Origin of the sequence: Nocardia acididurans, assembly GCF_016741815.1 — a bacterium.
Classification (GTDB): Bacteria; Actinomycetota; Actinomycetes; order Mycobacteriales; family Mycobacteriaceae; genus Nocardia; species Nocardia acididurans.
Window position 1 is genome coordinate 18058 of record NZ_JAERRJ010000022.1, and the last position, 16077, is coordinate 34134.

A 16077-nucleotide genomic window follows, 5' to 3' on the forward strand; every position below is an offset into this window, starting at 1 on the left:
CGGCCCGGCACGAGCGGGGACCGACCACCGGATGAGCAACGACAGCACCGACGCGAGCGACGACGCCACCGCGCGCGGGGACAGCACGGCCGTGGAGCTGACCAAGAAGGCCGACGGCGGCGCGGGCGCAACCGGTTCCGGGACGAGCCCTGGCGTCGAGCTCACGAAGGACGCGCAGACCGCCGGAGACACCGTGAAGGTGGCCGCGGACTCCGGTGAAGACACCGACGAGTACTCGCCGCAGCGCTCGCCCGCGCTCATCGCGACCGCTGTCGCGCTGCCCATCGCCCTGGTCGTCGGCGTGATCGTGGCCGGGGTGCTGGCCGGCCGGAATCCGGTGCGCGAGCCGCTGGCGCTGGGATCGGTACCCGCGCCCACCGCCGAAGGACCCGCCTGCACGGCCCTGCTGCCCGCCCTGCCCGCGGACCTCGGCGACTACACCACCGCCGAACTGCGCGCACCCGCGCCGACCGCGACCAAAGCCTGGCAGCTGCCCGACGGCGGTGAGCCGATCGTGCTGCGCTGCGGCCTGGATCGGCCGCTGGAGTTCAACCGGGCGTCGCCGCTGCAGATCGTCAACGGGGTCAACTGGTTCGAGGTGCGCGACGAGACCAGCGGGGTGACATCGGGCACCTGGTTCGCGGTGGACCGCGGCACCTATATCGCCGTCACCATGGCCAATGACGCGGGGCCGACTCCGCTGCAGGAGATTTCGGACACCATCTCCGAGACGATCCCGCAGCAGCCGCTGGATCCCGGGCCGCTGCCCAACTGATCAGTCCTTGCGCAGGACGGCCTTACCGGTGGACAGGTCCACGGCGAAGTCCTTGTCGCCGTCGCCGGGGTTCTCACGGTGCATGAGGACCGACTGGCGCTGTTCGAACTCGGCGCGTTTGCCGGAGTTGAAGAGGGCGTCGAACTGCTCGAAGCCGATGCCCGCAGCACTGCGCGGCTCGTCGTCGCCGCGCATCCAGGGCAGGCACGACCGACCGGTCGCCTTGCGATAGGCGACGTCGGCGAAGGCCACCGCGGTGATCAGCAGCGCCAGCCCGGGGATCGTGAAAGCCATGAGCACGCCCTCGAGGCTACGCGGAGCCGGGGGCTGAGACCTCCCCCGCGGGAGGGATGCCCCCTCGGCCGCGGGGTCCACGGCACCGGGCCGTACCCGAGTGAATCAGCGCAGCCCGGTGCCGCGGGTCAGCGCGGTTTCGATGAGGGTGTGCACCAGCGTCCGATTGTCGATGCCGGTGGCCTCCCACATGCGCGGGTACATGGAGATGGAGGTGAAGCCGGGCATGGTGTTGATCTCGTTGATGACCGGACCGTCCTCGGTCACGAAGAAGTCGACGCGGGCCAGGCCCTGACAGTCGAGCGCCTTGAAGGCGCGCACCGCGAGCGCCCGGATCTCTTCGGCCACATCGTCGTCCAGCTTCGCGGGGACGTCGAACTCGCACACGTCGTCGATGTACTTGGTGTCGAAGTCGTAGAACTCCGGGGTGTCCTCGGATTCGTCCGGCATCCGGATCTCCGCCACCACACTGGCTTCCACGCGGCCGTCCGGGAATTCCAGTACGCCGCACTCGACTTCGCGCCCGACGATGCCGGCCTCCACGATCACCTTCGGATCATGCTGGCGGGCAACGGCAATCGCGTCATCCAGCCTGTCCCAGGAGTCCACCCGGGTGATGCCGATGGAGGAACCGCCGCGCGCCGGCTTCACGAACACCGGCAGGCCCAGGCGATCTCGATCCGCCGCCGACAGCGTGGCCACACCCGGCCGCAACACCACCTGGACGCCGACCGGAAGTCCTTCCGCGGCAAGGAGTTTCTTGGTGAACTCCTTGTCCATACCGGCCGCGCTCGCCAGCACGCCCGGCCCCACATACGGCAGCCCGGCCAACTCCAGCATGCCCTGCACCGTGCCGTCCTCACCGAAAGCGCCGTGCAGCACCGGGAATACGACATCGACGGTGCCCAGCACCTTGTCGGCCCCGTCCAGCGGCACCAGATCACCGGAACGACTGGGGTCGGTCAGCAGCGTCAGCGCGGTACCGGCAGCCTCGGTCACCGCCAGCTCCTTGGCATTGCCGGACAGCGCCAGCGGATCGCCGCTGCCCAGCACCCAGGTGCCCTCGGTGGTGATACCGATCGGAACCGCCTCGTAGCGTTCGGGATCTAGGCTGCCCAGCACGGTACGCGCCGACACACACGAGACGCCGTGCTCGTTGCTGCGCCCGCCGAAAACCACCGCCACCCGGATCCTGTCAGTCATGCCCGGAACCGTACCCGGTCGCGGATGACGGGACGGTTACACGGTCACTCCGACTTGAGCCTGCGCCCCAACAGGTAGCCCACCGACTCGGACGCCGGCATGCCCTCATGGCATACCTGATGCACCATTTCGGTCAGCGGCATCTCCACGCCGTGCCGCTGCGCCAGCGCCCGCACCGAGGTGCAGGACTTCACGCCCTCGGCCACCTGACCGTGCGTGGCCTGCTGCGCGATCTCCATGGAACCGCCCTCACCCAGCACATGACCGAACGAGCGATTGCGCGACAGCGGCGACGTGCAGGTGGCGACCAGATCGCCCACCCCGGCCAGGCCCGCGAAGGTCACCGGTTCCGCGCCCACGGCCACGCCGAGACGGATGATCTCGGCCAGGCCGCGCGTGATGAGACTGGCGATCGAGTTGTCGCCCAGACCCATTCCCGAGGCGATACCGCAGGCCAGCGCGATCACGTTCTTGCACGCGCCACCGATCTCGCAGCCGATCACATCGGTATTGGTGTACGGGCGGAAATAGCCGGTGGCGCTGGCGTGCTGCACGGCCTCGGCGCGCGTGACATCGGTGCACGCCACCACGGTGGCCGCGGGCTGACCGACGGCGATCTCGCGGGCGAGATTCGGCCCGGACAGCACCGCCACCCGGCTCGGATCGGCGCCGCTGACCTCGGCGATCACCTCGCTCATGCGCAACAGGGTGCCGGTTTCGATGCCCTTGGCCAGGCTCAGCAGGGTGGCGTCAGCCGGAATGGTCTCTTTCCAGGCGGCCAGATTGCCGCGCAGCGACTGCGACGGCACCGCCAGCACCACGATGTCCGCGCCCTTCAGCGCCACGGTGTGATCATCGGTGGCCGCGATCGGGGGCAGCTCGATATCCGGCAGATACCAGGGATTGCGGTGCTCGGCGCCCAGCACCTCCGCCACCTCCGGTCGCCGAGCCCACATGGTGACCTCGGTTCCAGCCTCCGCCAACACCTTCGCGAACGCGGTCCCCCAGGAACCCGCTCCCAGCACTGCAGCCCTAGCCATCAGCACAGAGTACTTGGCCCTCCGCTGCGCTCCGGGCGCGTTCTCGGCCCTGCCGGCTCGGTCTTCCCTCCTCCGCTCCTCCGCTTCGCTCCCCCGCTCCGTCAGTCCAGACCGAGCCGGGCCGAGAACTTGCACGGCCGCTGATTGCCCCGCGCGGTTACCTGCGGTTCATCGGGAGGTGGGAGGATTCGGGCACTGCACGCGAGACCGCCCCGAGCGACGAAGGGCAGAATCAGCACCATGCACGCAGTGATCGCGGTGAAGAGTCTGGCGGATGCCAAGAGCCGGCTCGCGGATCGATTGCAACCGCAGGATCGGCCGCGGTTGGTGCTCGCCATGCTCACCGACACCGTGACAGCGGCCGTGGCCGCGCCGGGGATATCGACGGTGACCGTGGTGACGCCGGACGGTGAGGTGTCGCGGGTGGTGCGGGAGCTGGGGGCGTGGGTGGAGCCCGAACCGCTGCCCGAGGGGCAGGGGGGTCTGAATGCTGCGCTGTCGGCCGGGGCGGCCGCCGTCCGGCAGCGGCACGGGCCGGTCGATCTGCTTGCGCTGCAAGCTGATCTGCCCGCGCTGCGGCCGCAGGAACTGTCGGGCGTACTGGCCGCCGCCGGGCCGCGGCGTTCGGTGGTGGCCGATCACGAGGGCAGCGGGACCGTGGCCCTGCTGGTGCGCGACGGCGCGGCACCGCTGCGGCCGCTTTTCGGTCCCGATTCGGCACGGCGGCATATCGCGGCCGGTGCGGTGGAACTCCTGGGCGAGTGGCCCGGATTGCGGCAGGACGTCGACACCGCCGCGGATCTCGACCGCGCGGCGGCCCTCGGCGTCGGAGTGGCGACCGGCGCGCTACTCCGTGAACTCGGCGTGTCTCGGGCGTGTCACGCTGCCAAACAGGTTCGCCGAGCCGGGTCTTCACTGTGCTGACCCGGCGTGATCTGCGTTGCAATGGAAGGTGTCACAGCGACACCCCGTAAGCGACATAAGGAATGATCGTGAGAGTGAGCGATACGGAAACCGTCAAGCAACCGCCGCTACTGCCCGCGGCGCCGCCCGCGGCAACGCCTCCGCCCACCACCACGGTCCTGCCGCCCGACCGGTATGTGAACCGGGAGCTGAGCTGGCTCGACTTCAACGCGCGCGTCCTCGCACTCGCCGAGGACACCTCCCAGCCACTGCTGGAGCGCGCGAAATTCCTCGCCATCTTCGCGTCGAACCTGGACGAGTTCTATATGGTGCGCGTGGCCGGGCTCAAGCGGCGCGCGGAAACCGGGCTGTCGGTCCGGTCGGCGGACGGGCTCTCCCCCACCGAACAGCTGGAGATGATCGCCGCCCGCACCCAGCAGCTCGCCAAGCGGCACGCCGGAGTGTTCCTCGACGAGGTGCTGCCCGCACTCACCGCGGAGGGCATCGCCATCATCCGCTGGGGCGAACTCGACGACGCCGAACGGCAGCGGCTCTCGGGCTACTTCCAGGACCAGGTCTTCCCGGTCCTCACCCCGCTCGCGGTGGATCCCGCGCATCCGTTCCCCTACATCAGCGGCCTGTCCCTGAATCTCGCCGTGACGGTGAAGGATTCGGCCACCGGCGGCGAGCACTTCGCCCGCGTCAAGGTGCCCGACAATGTCGACCGCTTCGTGCGGGTGCGCCGAACCCCGCCCGCCGGTAGGGATTCCGGCAGCCGGGACGGCAGTTCCGGCCAGACGCCGGCCATGGCCGCCTTCCTGCCCATGGAGGAGTTGATCGCCGCACACCTCGATCAGCTGTTCCCGGGAATGGAAGTGGTGGAACAGCATTCGTTCCGCATCACCCGCAACGCCGACCTCGAGGTCGAGGAGGACCGCGACGAGGATCTGCTGCAGGCCCTCGAACGCGAACTCGCCCGCCGCCGCTTCGGATCGCCCGTGCGCCTGGAAGTCTCGGACGATATGACCGAGCACATGCTCGATCTGCTGCTGCGCGAACTGGATGTGGACCCGGGCGACGTCATCCAGGTGCCCGGCCTGCTCGACCTGTCCTGCCTGTGGCAGGTGTACGGCGTGGACCGGCCCAACCTCAAGGACGCCCCCTACGTGCCCGCCACCCCGCCCGCCTTCGGCGAACGGGAAACGCCCCGAAACGTTTTCGCCGCCCTGCGCGAGGGCGACGTGCTCGTGCACCACCCCTACGACTCGTTCTCCACCAGCGTGCAGCGGTTCATCGAACAGGCCGCGGCCGATCCGCAGGTGCTCGCCATCAAGCAGACCCTGTACCGCACCTCCGGCGACTCCCCCATCGTCAACGCGCTCATCGACGCCGCCGAGGCCGGTAAGCAGGTGGTGGCGCTGGTCGAGGTGAAAGCCCGCTTCGACGAGCAGGCCAACATCAAATGGGCGCGCGCACTGGAACAGGCGGGCGTGCACGTGGTCTACGGCCTCGTCGGCCTGAAGACGCACTGCAAGACCTGCCTGGTGGTGCGCCGCGAGGGAGCCACCATCCGTCGCTACTGCCACATCGGCACCGGCAATTACAATCCGAAGACCGCGCGCCTGTACGAGGACGTCGGATTGCTCACGGCCGCACCGGAGATCGGCGCCGACCTCACCGACCTGTTCAACTCGCTCACCGGCTACTCGCGAAAAGCCAACTACCGCAACCTGCTCGTCGCCCCCAGCGGGGTGCGCCAGGGCATCATCGAACGCATCCAGCGTGAGGTGGAGCTCGCCGAACAGGGCGTGCCCGCGCGAATCCGGCTGAAAGCCAACGCCATCGTCGACGAGCAGATCATCGACGCGCTCTACCGCGCCTCCCAGGCCGGCGTACCCGTGCAGATCGTGGTGCGCGGCATCTGCGGACTGCGGCCCGGCGTTCCCGGACTGTCGGAGAACATCGAGGTGCGCTCGATTCTCGGTCGCTACCTGGAACATTCGCGCGTCCTGCACTTCCAGGCGCAGAACGAATACTGGATCGGCAGCGCCGACATGATGCACCGCAACCTCGACCGGCGCGTGGAAGTGCTGGCGCAGGTGAAGGATCCGCGTCTGGCCGAACAGCTGGCACAGGTGTTCGACTCCGCGCTCTACCCCACCACCCGCTGCTGGGTGCTGGGGGCGGACGGCAACTGGCAGGCCCAGCCCGATCCCGACGTCCCCGGTGAGGAGATCCGCGATCACCAGGAATTCCTGATGCGGCTGCGACGACCGGATCACAAGTGAGCACAGCGAGATCCGAGAACGGGAGCAAGTACTCCGATCCACGCGTGAGCCCGAACATCCTTGCGGCAGGGGCGGTCCTGTGGCGCTACGACGCCGCCGGCGAGATCGAGATCGCCATGGTGCACCGCCCCAAGTACGACGACTGGTCGCTACCCAAGGGAAAATTGGATCCCGGTGAGACTCCTGTGGTCACCACCGTGCGCGAGGTGGCCGAGGAAACGGGCCTGAATTGCCGTCTGGGGCGTTATCTCGGCCATGTGACGTATCCGGTCACCGGGCACCGCAAACTCAAGCGTGTGGACTACTGGGCGGCCCATGTGCTCGACGGGGCCTTCGAGTCCAACACCGAGGTCGACGAACTCGAGTGGTGCCACATCGACCGGATCATGGACGCCATCTCCTACCCCATGGACCGCAGCATCATCCGCAATTTCCTTCGCCTACCGGCCGATACCGACACCATGCTGCTGGTGCGGCACGCCAAGGCGGGCCGTCGCGACCGGTACGCCGGCCCCGACGCGGATCGGCCGCTCGAAAAGGCCGGGCGCGCACAGGCTCGTGAGCTGGTGGGCAATCTGCTCGCCTTCGGGGCGACCGAAATCCACTCCGCCCCACCGGCGCGCTGTGTCCAAACCGTTACCCCGCTGGCGGAGAAACTCGGCGCGCAAATCGAACTCGAACCATTGTTCTCCGAAACCGGTTACGCCGCAGCGCCCGACGCGGCCCGTAAACGCGCCGTCGACCTGGCCGCGACCGGCGCGATCCCGGTGATCTGCAGTCAGGGCAAGGTGATTCCCGATCTGCTCGACTGGTGGTCCGCCCGGGACGGAATCGCCCTGCCACCGGCCCGGAATCGCAAGGGCAGCGTCTGGGTGCTGTCGCTGCACCAGGGCCGACTCGTCGCCGCCGATCACCTCGACAAGGCCTTGACCCCCATCGACATTCCCGTCCGCTGACCCGAGATCCCCCCGCTCGGAGCAGGATTCCTGCAGAAATGCGAAACGGCCCGGCAATGCCGGGCCGTCTCACATATTTTCGCGATGCGACCGTCAGCGACGGGCGGTGCGCTTGGCGGCGGTCTTCTTGGCCGGAGCCTTCTTCGCCGTCTTCTTGGCCGTGGTGGCCTTGGCGGCAGTCGCCTTCGTGGCAGCCTTCTTGGCCGGAGCCTTCTTGGCGGCCTTGGCCGGAGCCTTCTTGGCGGTGGTGGCCTTGGTGACTGCCTTCTTGGTGGCGGTCTTCTTGGCCGGAGCCTTGGTGGCGGCCTTCTTGGCGGTGGTCTTGGCCGGAGCCTTGGTCGCCGCCTTCTTCGCCGTCTTCTTGGCGGTGGTCTTCTTGGCGCCCGCCGCCTTGCCCGACACCGGAGCCGCCACACCACGTTTCACGGCCGGGCCGCTCGCGGTGATCTTCTGCTTGCCGGCGATGATCGCCTTGAACTGCGCACCCGGACGGAAGGCCGGGACGGAAGTCGGCTTCACCTTGACGGTTTCACCGGTCCGCGGGTTACGCGCGACACGCGCTGCCCGCTTGCGCTGTTCGAACACACCGAAGCCGGTGATGGTGACGCTCTGACCTTTGTTCACCGCACGCACGATGGTGTCGACCATCTGCTCGACCGCTTGAGTCGCCGTGCGCCTATCAGTACCCAACTTCTCGGTCAGAACATCGATCAGTTCCGCCTTGTTCATTGAATCCTCCGCAGACTAATGGCCCGTCGTCGGACCGACTAGGTACCACGGTAAACCTTTAGACGGCAAGAGTCTATGTGCCACGCCTATTTTCATGAGACATGGCACACGCCCAGCAACCGGCTCCGGAGCCGTACAGCTATCGTTCGCCTTGATTACGATTCGGAAATGCGCGCCGGAATGGTGGTGGGTTTCCATGTCGGCCTTGCGTTTTCGAACTCGGTGATCTCGTCGCAGCGCCGGAGGGTCAGACCGATGTCGTCCAGACCTTCGAGCAGACGCCAGCGCGTGTAATCGTCAATATCGAACGGCAACACGACGGTTCCCGCCGACACGGTGCGCGCCTCGAGGTCGGTCGCCAATTCCAAACCGGGCTGTTCCTCGAGCAACTTCCAGAGCAATTCCACATCGCTCTGGGCCATCCGGGCCGTCAGAAGCCCGTCCTTACCGGCGTTCCCGCGGAAGATGTCGGCGAAGCGCGACGAGATCACCACGCGGAAGCCGAAGTCCTTGAGCGCCCAAACAGCGTGCTCGCGTGAGGATCCGGTACCGAAATCCGGACCGGCGACCAGGACGCTGCCCCGGTTGTAGGGCTCGGTGTTCAGAATAAAGTGGGGATCCGTCCTCCAAGCCGCGAACAGTCCATCCTCGAAACCCGTTCGGGTAACGCGCTTCAGATAGACGGCCGGGATGATCTGGTCGGTGTCGACATTGGATCGGCGCAGCGGAACGCCGATCCCCTTGTGAACCTTGAAGGCTTCCATGGTTGATTCTCCTGAGTCGGTGCGGGCAGCGGGATCTGGGGCCGGGATCAGTTGAGATCCGCAGGTGAGGACAGGGTTCCGCGCACCGCGGTGGCCGCCGCGACCAGCGGCGAGACCAGATGCGTGCGACCGCCCTTGCCCTGTCGCCCTTCGAAGTTGCGGTTCGACGTGGACGCGCAGCGCTGGCCCGGGGAAAGCTGATCCGGGTTCATGCCCAGGCACATGGAACAACCCGCCTGACGCCATTCCGCGCCCGCGGCGGTGAAAATCTCGCCCAGGCCCTCTTTTTCCGCCTGCAGCCGCACCCGCATGGAACCGGGAACAATCAGCATGCGTACGCCGTCCGCGACCTTGCGATCCTTCAGAACGCCTGCCACGGCACGCAAATCCTCGATGCGGCCATTCGTGCACGAACCCACGAAAACGGTGTCGACGGTGACATCTCGCAGCGGGGTGCCCGGCTTCAGGTCCATGTACTGCAGCGCCTTCTCGGCCGCCGCGCGCTCGTTCTCGTCGACGATCTGCTCCGGATCGGGCACCGTATCGCCCAGCGGCGCACCCTGTCCCGGGTTGGTGCCCCAGGTCACGAAGGGGGTCAGCTGCGAGGCGTCGATATGCACCTCTTCGTCGAAAACCGCGCCCTCGTCGGTCTTCAGGGCATCCCAGGCCGCAACGGCCGCATCCCAATCCGCGCCCTCGGGGGCGTGCGGACGGCCCTTCAGGAACTCGTAGGTGATCTCGTCGGGGGCGACCATGCCCGCGCGGGCGCCGGCCTCGATCGACATGTTGCACATGGTCATCCGGGCCTCCATGGACATGGCCCGGACCGCGTCACCGCGGTATTCGAGCACATAGCCCTGGCCGCCGCCGGTGCCGATCTGCGCGATGACGGCGAGGATCACGTCCTTGGAGGTGACGCCGTCGGGCAGGTCGCCGTCGACATTGATGGCCATGGTCTTGAACGGGCGCAGCGACAGCGTCTGCGTCGCCAGCACGTGTTCCACTTCCGAGGTGCCGATACCCATCGCGAGCGCGCCGAACGCGCCGTGCGTGGAGGTGTGCGAATCACCGCACACCACCGTGGTTCCCGGCTGCGTCAGGCCCAGCTGCGGGCCGACCACGTGCACGATGCCCTGATCCAGATCGCCCATGGGGTGCAGGCGGATACCGAATTCCTCGCAGTTGCGGCGCAGGGTTTCGACCTGCGTGCGCGAGACGGGATCCGCGATGGGCTTGTCGATGTCGACCGTCGGGACGTTGTGGTCCTCGGTGGCGATGGTGAGATCCGGGCGTCGCACCGGCCGACCGGCTTGGCGCAGGCCGTCGAACGCCTGCGGGCTGGTGACCTCGTGCACGAGGTGCAGGTCGATGTAGATGAGGTCGGGTTCGCGGTTCGCGCCTTCACCTTCGCCGCGAACGACGACGTGCTGATCCCAGACCTTCTCCGCCAGAGTGCGTGGCCGATCGGCCATAGCTCCATCACCTCTCGATAGACATACCCGCGCCGGGGCTGGTGACGCGGGAGGTTCGCTGCGCCCGCATGAACCGGATTCCGGTCCGGGCCGAGAGCGCCGAGCGGCGGATCCCGGTTTGCGTTTCCCAACATGCGAGACGCTATGATCAATCTATGAGACAGCATAGCGGTATCGGCGTTCTGGACAAAGCCATGGCGGTCCTGCACGCCGTCGCCGAGCAACCCTGCGGCCTCAACGAGCTCTGCGCCCGCACCGGCCTGCCCCGCGCCACCGCCCACCGCCTGGCCGTGGGCCTCGAGGCGCATCGCATGCTCGCCCGCGACAACCAGGGCCTGTGGCGTCCCGGCCCGGCCCTGTCGGAGCTGGCCACCACCGCCAGCGACCCGCTGCTGGACGCCGCCGCCACCATTCTTCCGCGCCTGCGCGAGATCACCGGCGAGAGCGTCCAGCTCTACCGCCGCGACGGCAACGCCCGCGTCTGCGCGGCCGCCATGGAACCCGCCGCCGGCCTGCGCGACACCGTCCCGATCGGCGCGCGCCTACCCCTGACCGCCGGTTCCGCCGCGAAAGTCCTGCTCGCCTGGGCGGACCCGGAACTCCAGCGCACGGTCCTCCCGGAAGCGGTATTCGGTGAGCGCGCCCTCGCGGAGGTGCGCCGCCGCGGCTGGGCTCAGAGCGCCGCCGAACGCGCCGCCGGCGTGGCCAGCGTCTCGGCCCCCGTGCGGGACGCGTCGGGCACGGTCGTCGCGGCCGTCTCGGTATCCGGACCCATCGACCGCATGGGCCGCCGCCCCGGCGCCCGCTGGGCCGCCGACCTGGTGGCCGCCGCCGACGCCCTCCACAAGCGCCTCTGACGCGACACCGGGGCCGGTCCCAGCCCGGATCCCGATTTCCCTCCGCCACAGCTGTCACGGCAACCACAGGGGCCACCACGGCGCCCGCGCGAGCCAACACAGGGCGGAAGCTCGATCCCCACAGCACAGTTCGGCGGCCGCCGGTCACGGAAAGACCGGCGGCCGCCGATCGCGTATTCGGTTGTGCCGCCTGCCCTCCCTGAGCACCCGACCAGCCACGACAGCGACCGTAATCGGGCCGGTTGTGGCCGAACCGGCGTCGGCACGCAGGGCCGGCCGGACCCGGAGTGGCACGGTGCACCAACCAGGCCGACGTCGGCGCCCGAGGCCGGCCCGACCTCGGGGCGGCACGGTGCACGACATACGAATCGGCCACCAGGCGCGGCCGACATCGCTCCCGCCGGTTCGACCCCGCCGCCGCGAGCCGCACTCGACGCGTGCGTGGCTCACCGCAGCGTGCGTGGCTCACCCCAGCGGGCATGACTCAGTGCGGCGTGCGCGCGAAGACCTCGTCGGTGCCGCGCCGAGGGGTTTCGGGGAGGGGGGCGGCGCTGGAGCGGACCCAGCCGGCGCGGACCATGGCCTGCGGAAAGCGGCCCTCGCACAGGCCGAATCGGATCTCCTCGCGCAGGTCGGGGACACCGAGGGGTTCGGTCTGGATGCAGGTGGCCAGGCCCAGGTCAGTGGCCGCGAGCAGTAGGGCGCTGAGGGATTCGCCGGCCTGGAGCTGGGCGCGGCGGTCGTCGCGGCCGGTGCTGACGACCAGCCATTCGGCGTCGTCGTGGGATCGGGCGATGTCGATCAGGACGGGGTCGGCGAAGGAACGGCAGGGCAGTTGGTCGTCGGTGCGGACCGCGGTCACATTGCGGGCGGGGACGCCGTCCGAGGTGCCGCGGCGGCCACTCCAGGCCGCGAGTTCGACCTGATAGAGGGCGTCGTCGGCATGCCGTTCGGCGGCGGTGCGGATGAGTTTGCCGAGTTGCGGGCGCATGGTCTCGGGCACGGTGTGGACGGCCGCGCCGAAGCGGGTCGCGTAGTCCGAGGCGGTGCGGATGTAGCGCTGCGGCACCTCGCCGTAGGCGAAGCGGCGCCGGTCGCTGCGGCGGTGCACCATCGCGGCGGTGAGTCCGAAGTCGGTGCCGCGGGCCCGTTTCCGGGACAGCCGGAGCGTGGCCAGGTGATTCGGATCCGCGGGATCCGGGAGGTGTTCGACCTCGGTGGCCCAGCCCAGTGCGGCGAGCGCGACGCGCAGGTGGTGCAGGACCGCGCCGCAGCTCAGGACGAGTGCCCGCTGTTCGGGGTCGGTCGCGGTGAGGTGCCGGGCGGGGTCGGCGTAGAGGTCGAGCTCGCCGCCGTCGAAGTGCCAGCGCCAGGGCTGGGAGTTGTGGACCGACGGCGCGCGCTGAGCCAGTCCGATCGCGGCTCGAATCGTTTCGAGGCCGGGGTTTCCACGCATGACTCGGGTGGTCCTTTCGGGTGGATGGGAGGGTCTCCTCTCCACTTGTCCCCGGTCAGCGGGCATCCGGCAGCGATTCGAAGGTCATGAGAATTCGTGACTTCCGGGCATATGCCCTGCTCGCCCGCATGCGATTCAGCTCACCTCGGGCATATCGGGCGCGAGCCCGAGCCGGGCGGCCACCACCGCCGCCTGCGCCCGGCGCTCCAGGCCCAGCTTTCTCAGCAGCTGGGAAACGTAGTTCTTGACCGTGCGCTCGGACAGGAACATCCGCCGCGCGATCTGCCGATTGGTCAGCCCCGCGCCGAGCATGCGCAGCAGCTCGTATTCGCGGTCGGTGAGGTCGTGGAGCGGGCCGGGCCTGCCCGCCGCGGTGTCGGCGCGCAGGCGGCGCATGAGGGCCGCCGTGGCGTGCGTGTCCAGCAGCGACTTGCCCTGCGCCACCGCGCGGACGGCGTCGAGCAGGTCGCGGCGGCCGACATCCTTGACCAGGTAGGCGTTGGCCCCGGCCAGCACCGCGCCGATGATGGCCTCCTCGTCGGAGTACGAGGTGAGGATCAGCAGCCGCAGGCCGGGCAACAGATCGCGCAGGTCGCGGCATAGTTCGATGCCGTTGCAGTCGGGCAGCCGGACGTCGAGAATCGCCACGTCGGCGGGCTGATGCGGGAGCAGCGTGCGGGCTTGCGCGCAGGTGGCGGCCTCGCCGGCGGTGCGCATATCGGGTTCGCCGTCGATGAGGCAGCGCAGGCCGATCCGGACCACCTCGTGGTCGTCGACGAGGAAGACCCGGATCATCGCTCACCCCTGTCGTTTCCGAGTGTTTGAAGTCCAACCGGTCGGTACTACATCTGGTGCGGATACCCGGCGTGATCAGGCCCAAACGCCGCCGGAGGAGGGTGTGTGTCCTGCGTCATACGGCGTAAATTACAGTCGCCACATGGGAGTTAATCAACGCGCGCAGATCGTGATGTCCGAACAGGAGATCAGCGATTTTCTCGAGCGCAGTCGCGTCGCCACGCTGGCCACACTGGGCCCGACGGGCACGCCGCACCTGATCGCCATGTGGTACGCCCTGATCGACGGCGAGATCTGGTTCGAGACCAAGGCCAAGGCCCAGAAAGTGGTCAATCTGCGCCGCGATCCGCGGGTGACGGTGCTGGTCGAGGCCGGCGATACCTACGACCAGCTGCGCGGCCTGTCCATCGAGGGCCGCGCGGAAATCGTGGACGATCCCGAAGCCCTGTTCCGGGTGGGTATCAGCGTGTGGGAGCGCTACACCGGCCCGTACAGCGACGATATGAAGCCGTACGTGGACGCCATGCTGAACAAGCGGGTGGCGATTCGCGTGGTGCCCGAACGTATCCGCAGCTGGGATCACCGCAAACTGGGTCTGCCCGCAATGCCGCTGGGCGGATCCACCGTGCAACCTTCCGATGTTTAATCCAACAAACAGCGGAACGATTCGGCAACCGGCCTGAGAACACGCGAAAAGCGAAGGCCCCCAGCAGTTCTGCTGGGGGCCTTCGCTTTGTAGTCCCGACGGGATTTGAACCCGCGCTACCGCCTTGAGAGGGCGGCGTCCTAGGCCGCTAGACGACGGGACCAGGAGTGAGATTTCGGCGGCGGTGCCGCCGAGTTTCTCGAATGAGAACCGGAGTTCTCACAGCTGGGGTACCAGGACTCGAACCTAGAATGGCTGAACCAGAATCAGCTGTGTTGCCAATTACACCATACCCCATTGGCCCGGACTCTCGGCCTGCCCCTTGTGGGAGCTTCCCGGCCGCTTTCCGAACGAGAAGAAGATTAGCAGGCCGAGCCCGGGGAACCACAAATCGGCTGGTCAGAGGCCGGTTTTAGGTCGTGCTCCGATCATTTGGGGGTGGCTTCGAGCCCCGCGCGGAGCCGATCCATGGACACCTCGCGGCCCAGCAGCTCCAGCGACTCGTAGAGCGGCGGGCTGATGTGCGAACCGGTGACGGCCACGCGCACGGGCGCGAAGGCCTTACGCGGCTTGAGGCCCAGCTCGTCGATGAGCGCCGTTTTCAGCGCCTCTTCCAGAGCAGCCCCTGTCCACTCGGAAACACCGTCCAGCGCGGAAATGGCAGCCTGCAAAACGGGTGCCGCATCCGCGCCCAGGTTCTTTTCCTTCGCGGCCGGATCGATGGCGAACTCTTCCGGCTTGATGAACAGGAACTTCAGCAGATCCCACGCATCACCCAGAACGACGATCCGCGTCTGCACCAACTCGGCCGCCGTCTCGAAGAGCTTCTCGTCGATCTCCGCGCCGATATGTCCGTGTCCGGTCAGATACTCCCGCAGCCGGTGAGCAAAATCACCGGGGCTCAGCAACCGAATATGTTCGGCGTTCAGAGCGTCGGCCTTCTTCTGATCGAAACGCGCCGGATTGGAATTAACCTTCGAAATATCGAAGGCCGCCACCATCTCCGCCATCGAGAAGAGGTCATGATCATCCGCGATGCTCCAGCCGAGCAGCGCCAGATAATTCAGCAAACCCTCCGGAATGAAGCCCCGGTCCCGGTGATTGAACAGATTCGACTCGGGATCACGCTTGGAAAGCTTCTTGTTCCCCTGGCCCATCACGAAGGGCAGATGGCCGAACTCGGGGGTGAAGTCGGCGATGCCGATCCGCTGCATGGCGGCATAGAGCGCGAGCTGCCGCGGGGTGGACGAGAGCAGATCCTCGCCGCGCAATACATGCGTGATCTTCATCATCGCGTCGTCGACGGGATTCACCAGCGTGTAGAGCGGATCGCCATTTCCGCGGGTGAGCGCGAAGTCGGGCACCACACCGGCCTTGAAGGTGGTCTCACCGCGCACCAGATCGTTCCAGGTGAGGTCCTGGTCGGGCATGCGCAGCCGGATGACGGCGGGCCGTCCCTCGGCCTTGTAGGCGGCGATCTGCTCGGGCGTCAGGTCGCGGTCGAAGTTGTCGTAGCCGAGTTTCGGGTCGCGACCGGCGGCCTTGTGGCGGGCCTCGACTTCCTCTGGCGTGGAGAAGGATTCGTAGGCCTCCCCCGCCGCCAGGAGCTTGGCCACCACGTCGAGATGAATGTCACGCCGCTGCGACTGCCGGTATGGACCGTAGGGTCCGCCGACCTCCGGCCCCTCGTCCCAGGTGAGCCCGAGCCAGCGCAGCGCGTCGAGGATGGCCTGGTAGCTCTCCTCGGAATCGCGTGCGGCGTCGGTGTCTTCGATGCGGAAGACGAAGGTGCCGCCGTGGTGGCGCGCGTAGGCCCAGTTGAACAGGGCGGTGCGGACCAGGCCGACATGCGGTGTGCCGGTGGGGGACGGGCAGAATCGGACCCGAACGTCTGTCATG

The 16077-nt window shown here is 67.9% G+C and carries 15 protein-coding genes and 2 tRNA genes; 6 read left to right on the forward strand and 11 right to left on the reverse strand.

Annotated features, from left to right (window positions below; all coding sequences use genetic code 11):
* Positions 1–31: 31 nt before the first annotated feature.
* Entirely contained in the window at positions 32–775 is a 744-nt protein-coding gene (locus JK358_RS36820) for a DUF3515 domain-containing protein (RefSeq protein WP_201957986.1), read from the forward strand.
* Here the strand turns inward: JK358_RS36820 and JK358_RS36825 are convergent, their stop codons facing one another.
* The 3 genes from JK358_RS36825 to JK358_RS36835 all read right to left on the reverse strand — a co-directional run bounded on the left by JK358_RS36825 (position 776) and on the right by JK358_RS36835 (position 3312).
* Positions 776–1069: a DUF6191 domain-containing protein gene (locus JK358_RS36825; RefSeq protein ID WP_201957988.1), complete on the reverse strand. Its 294-nt coding sequence runs from the start codon at positions 1067–1069 to the stop codon at positions 776–778.
* Positions 1070–1174: 105 nt separating this feature from the next.
* Positions 1175–2272, reverse strand: a complete 1098-nt coding sequence (locus JK358_RS36830) for a D-alanine--D-alanine ligase family protein (RefSeq protein ID WP_201957990.1) — start codon at positions 2270–2272, stop codon at positions 1175–1177.
* Positions 2273–2316: 44 nt separating this feature from the next.
* Positions 2317–3312, reverse strand: coding sequence for an NAD(P)H-dependent glycerol-3-phosphate dehydrogenase (locus JK358_RS36835; RefSeq protein WP_201957992.1), 996 nt, complete (start codon positions 3310–3312; stop codon positions 2317–2319).
* A 240-nt stretch (positions 3313–3552) separates the two neighbouring features.
* Here JK358_RS36835 and cofC point away from each other — a divergent pair, with 240 nt between their 5' ends.
* The 3 genes from cofC to JK358_RS36850 all read left to right on the forward strand — a co-directional run bounded on the left by cofC (position 3553) and on the right by JK358_RS36850 (position 7459).
* A complete protein-coding gene (cofC, locus tag JK358_RS36840; RefSeq protein ID WP_201957994.1) occupies positions 3553–4236 on the forward strand; it encodes a 2-phospho-L-lactate guanylyltransferase in 684 nt (227 codons plus the stop codon).
* Positions 4237–4298: 62 nt separating this feature from the next.
* Positions 4299–6503 carry an RNA degradosome polyphosphate kinase gene (locus JK358_RS36845; RefSeq protein WP_201957996.1) on the forward strand — a complete coding sequence of 735 codons (2205 nt, stop codon included), beginning with the start codon at positions 4299–4301 and terminating at the stop codon, positions 6501–6503.
* Between the two features lie 44 nt (positions 6504–6547).
* Positions 6548–7459, forward strand: coding sequence for an NUDIX hydrolase (locus JK358_RS36850; RefSeq protein ID WP_201957998.1), 912 nt, complete (start codon positions 6548–6550; stop codon positions 7457–7459).
* A 93-nt stretch (positions 7460–7552) separates the two neighbouring features.
* Here the strand turns inward: JK358_RS36850 and JK358_RS36855 are convergent, their stop codons facing one another.
* From JK358_RS36855 to leuC, 3 genes are all read right to left on the reverse strand, one after another.
* Positions 7553–8188, reverse strand: coding sequence for an HU family DNA-binding protein (locus JK358_RS36855; protein ID WP_201958000.1), 636 nt, complete (start codon positions 8186–8188; stop codon positions 7553–7555).
* 155 nt (positions 8189–8343) lie between these two features.
* Positions 8344–8952 (reverse strand): 3-isopropylmalate dehydratase small subunit, encoded by a 609-nt coding sequence (leuD, locus tag JK358_RS36860; RefSeq protein WP_201958002.1) that lies wholly within the window; start codon positions 8950–8952, stop codon positions 8344–8346.
* A 47-nt stretch (positions 8953–8999) separates the two neighbouring features.
* Positions 9000–10424 (reverse strand): 3-isopropylmalate dehydratase large subunit, encoded by a 1425-nt coding sequence (gene leuC, locus JK358_RS36865; protein WP_201958003.1) that lies wholly within the window; start codon positions 10422–10424, stop codon positions 9000–9002.
* Between the two features lie 155 nt (positions 10425–10579).
* Between leuC and JK358_RS36870 the strand changes: the two genes are divergently transcribed.
* Positions 10580–11281 carry an IclR family transcriptional regulator gene (locus tag JK358_RS36870; protein ID WP_201958005.1) on the forward strand — a complete coding sequence of 234 codons (702 nt, stop codon included), beginning with the start codon at positions 10580–10582 and terminating at the stop codon, positions 11279–11281.
* A gap of 484 nt (positions 11282–11765) precedes the next feature.
* Here the strand turns inward: JK358_RS36870 and JK358_RS36875 are convergent, their stop codons facing one another.
* Both JK358_RS36875 and JK358_RS36880 read right to left on the reverse strand, forming a co-directional pair.
* On the reverse strand, positions 11766–12737 hold the full coding sequence (locus JK358_RS36875; protein ID WP_201958013.1) for an Acg family FMN-binding oxidoreductase: 972 nt from the start codon (positions 12735–12737) through the stop codon (positions 11766–11768).
* 135 nt (positions 12738–12872) lie between these two features.
* Positions 12873–13532 carry a response regulator gene (locus tag JK358_RS36880; RefSeq protein WP_201958015.1) on the reverse strand — a complete coding sequence of 220 codons (660 nt, stop codon included), beginning with the start codon at positions 13530–13532 and terminating at the stop codon, positions 12873–12875.
* Between the two features lie 142 nt (positions 13533–13674).
* Between JK358_RS36880 and JK358_RS36885 the strand changes: the two genes are divergently transcribed.
* Positions 13675–14178, forward strand: a complete 504-nt coding sequence (locus JK358_RS36885; RefSeq protein ID WP_201958017.1) for a pyridoxamine 5'-phosphate oxidase family protein — start codon at positions 13675–13677, stop codon at positions 14176–14178.
* Positions 14179–14268: 90 nt separating this feature from the next.
* Here JK358_RS36885 and JK358_RS36890 read toward each other — a convergent pair.
* The 3 genes from JK358_RS36890 to gltX all read right to left on the reverse strand — a co-directional run bounded on the left by JK358_RS36890 (position 14269) and on the right by gltX (position 16076).
* A tRNA-Glu gene (locus JK358_RS36890) sits at positions 14269–14341 on the reverse strand.
* Between the two features lie 62 nt (positions 14342–14403).
* Positions 14404–14475 (reverse strand) — tRNA-Gln (locus JK358_RS36895).
* Positions 14476–14606: 131 nt separating this feature from the next.
* Positions 14607–16076 (reverse strand): glutamate--tRNA ligase, encoded by a 1470-nt coding sequence (gltX, locus tag JK358_RS36900; protein WP_201958019.1) that lies wholly within the window; start codon positions 16074–16076, stop codon positions 14607–14609.
* Position 16077: the final 1 nt, after the last annotated feature.

Excerpts from the sequence above, each read along its gene's own strand:
- JK358_RS36825 (WP_201957988.1), bottom strand. The coding sequence starts at position 1,069 with ATGGCTTTCACGATCCCCGGGCTGGCGCTGCTGATCACCGCGGTGGCC.
- JK358_RS36855 (WP_201958000.1), bottom strand. The coding sequence starts at position 8,188 with ATGAACAAGGCGGAACTGATCGATGTTCTGACCGAGAAGTTGGGTACT.
- JK358_RS36880 (WP_201958015.1), bottom strand. The coding sequence starts at position 13,532 with ATGATCCGGGTCTTCCTCGTCGACGACCACGAGGTGGTCCGGATCGGC.
- leuC (WP_201958003.1), bottom strand. The coding sequence starts at position 10,424 with ATGGCCGATCGGCCACGCACTCTGGCGGAGAAGGTCTGGGATCAGCAC.
- JK358_RS36845 (WP_201957996.1), top strand. The coding sequence starts at position 4,299 with ATGATCGTGAGAGTGAGCGATACGGAAACCGTCAAGCAACCGCCGCTA.
- gltX (WP_201958019.1), bottom strand. The coding sequence starts at position 16,076 with ATGACAGACGTTCGGGTCCGATTCTGCCCGTCCCCCACCGGCACACCG.
- JK358_RS36885 (WP_201958017.1), top strand. The coding sequence starts at position 13,675 with ATGGGAGTTAATCAACGCGCGCAGATCGTGATGTCCGAACAGGAGATC.
- JK358_RS36870 (WP_201958005.1), top strand. The coding sequence starts at position 10,580 with ATGAGACAGCATAGCGGTATCGGCGTTCTGGACAAAGCCATGGCGGTC.
- JK358_RS36835 (WP_201957992.1), bottom strand. The coding sequence starts at position 3,312 with ATGGCTAGGGCTGCAGTGCTGGGAGCGGGTTCCTGGGGGACCGCGTTC.
- cofC (WP_201957994.1), top strand. The coding sequence starts at position 3,553 with ATGCACGCAGTGATCGCGGTGAAGAGTCTGGCGGATGCCAAGAGCCGG.
- JK358_RS36820 (WP_201957986.1), top strand. The coding sequence starts at position 32 with ATGAGCAACGACAGCACCGACGCGAGCGACGACGCCACCGCGCGCGGG.
- leuD (WP_201958002.1), bottom strand. The coding sequence starts at position 8,952 with ATGGAAGCCTTCAAGGTTCACAAGGGGATCGGCGTTCCGCTGCGCCGA.
- JK358_RS36830 (WP_201957990.1), bottom strand. The coding sequence starts at position 2,272 with ATGACTGACAGGATCCGGGTGGCGGTGGTTTTCGGCGGGCGCAGCAAC.
- JK358_RS36875 (WP_201958013.1), bottom strand. The coding sequence starts at position 12,737 with ATGCGTGGAAACCCCGGCCTCGAAACGATTCGAGCCGCGATCGGACTG.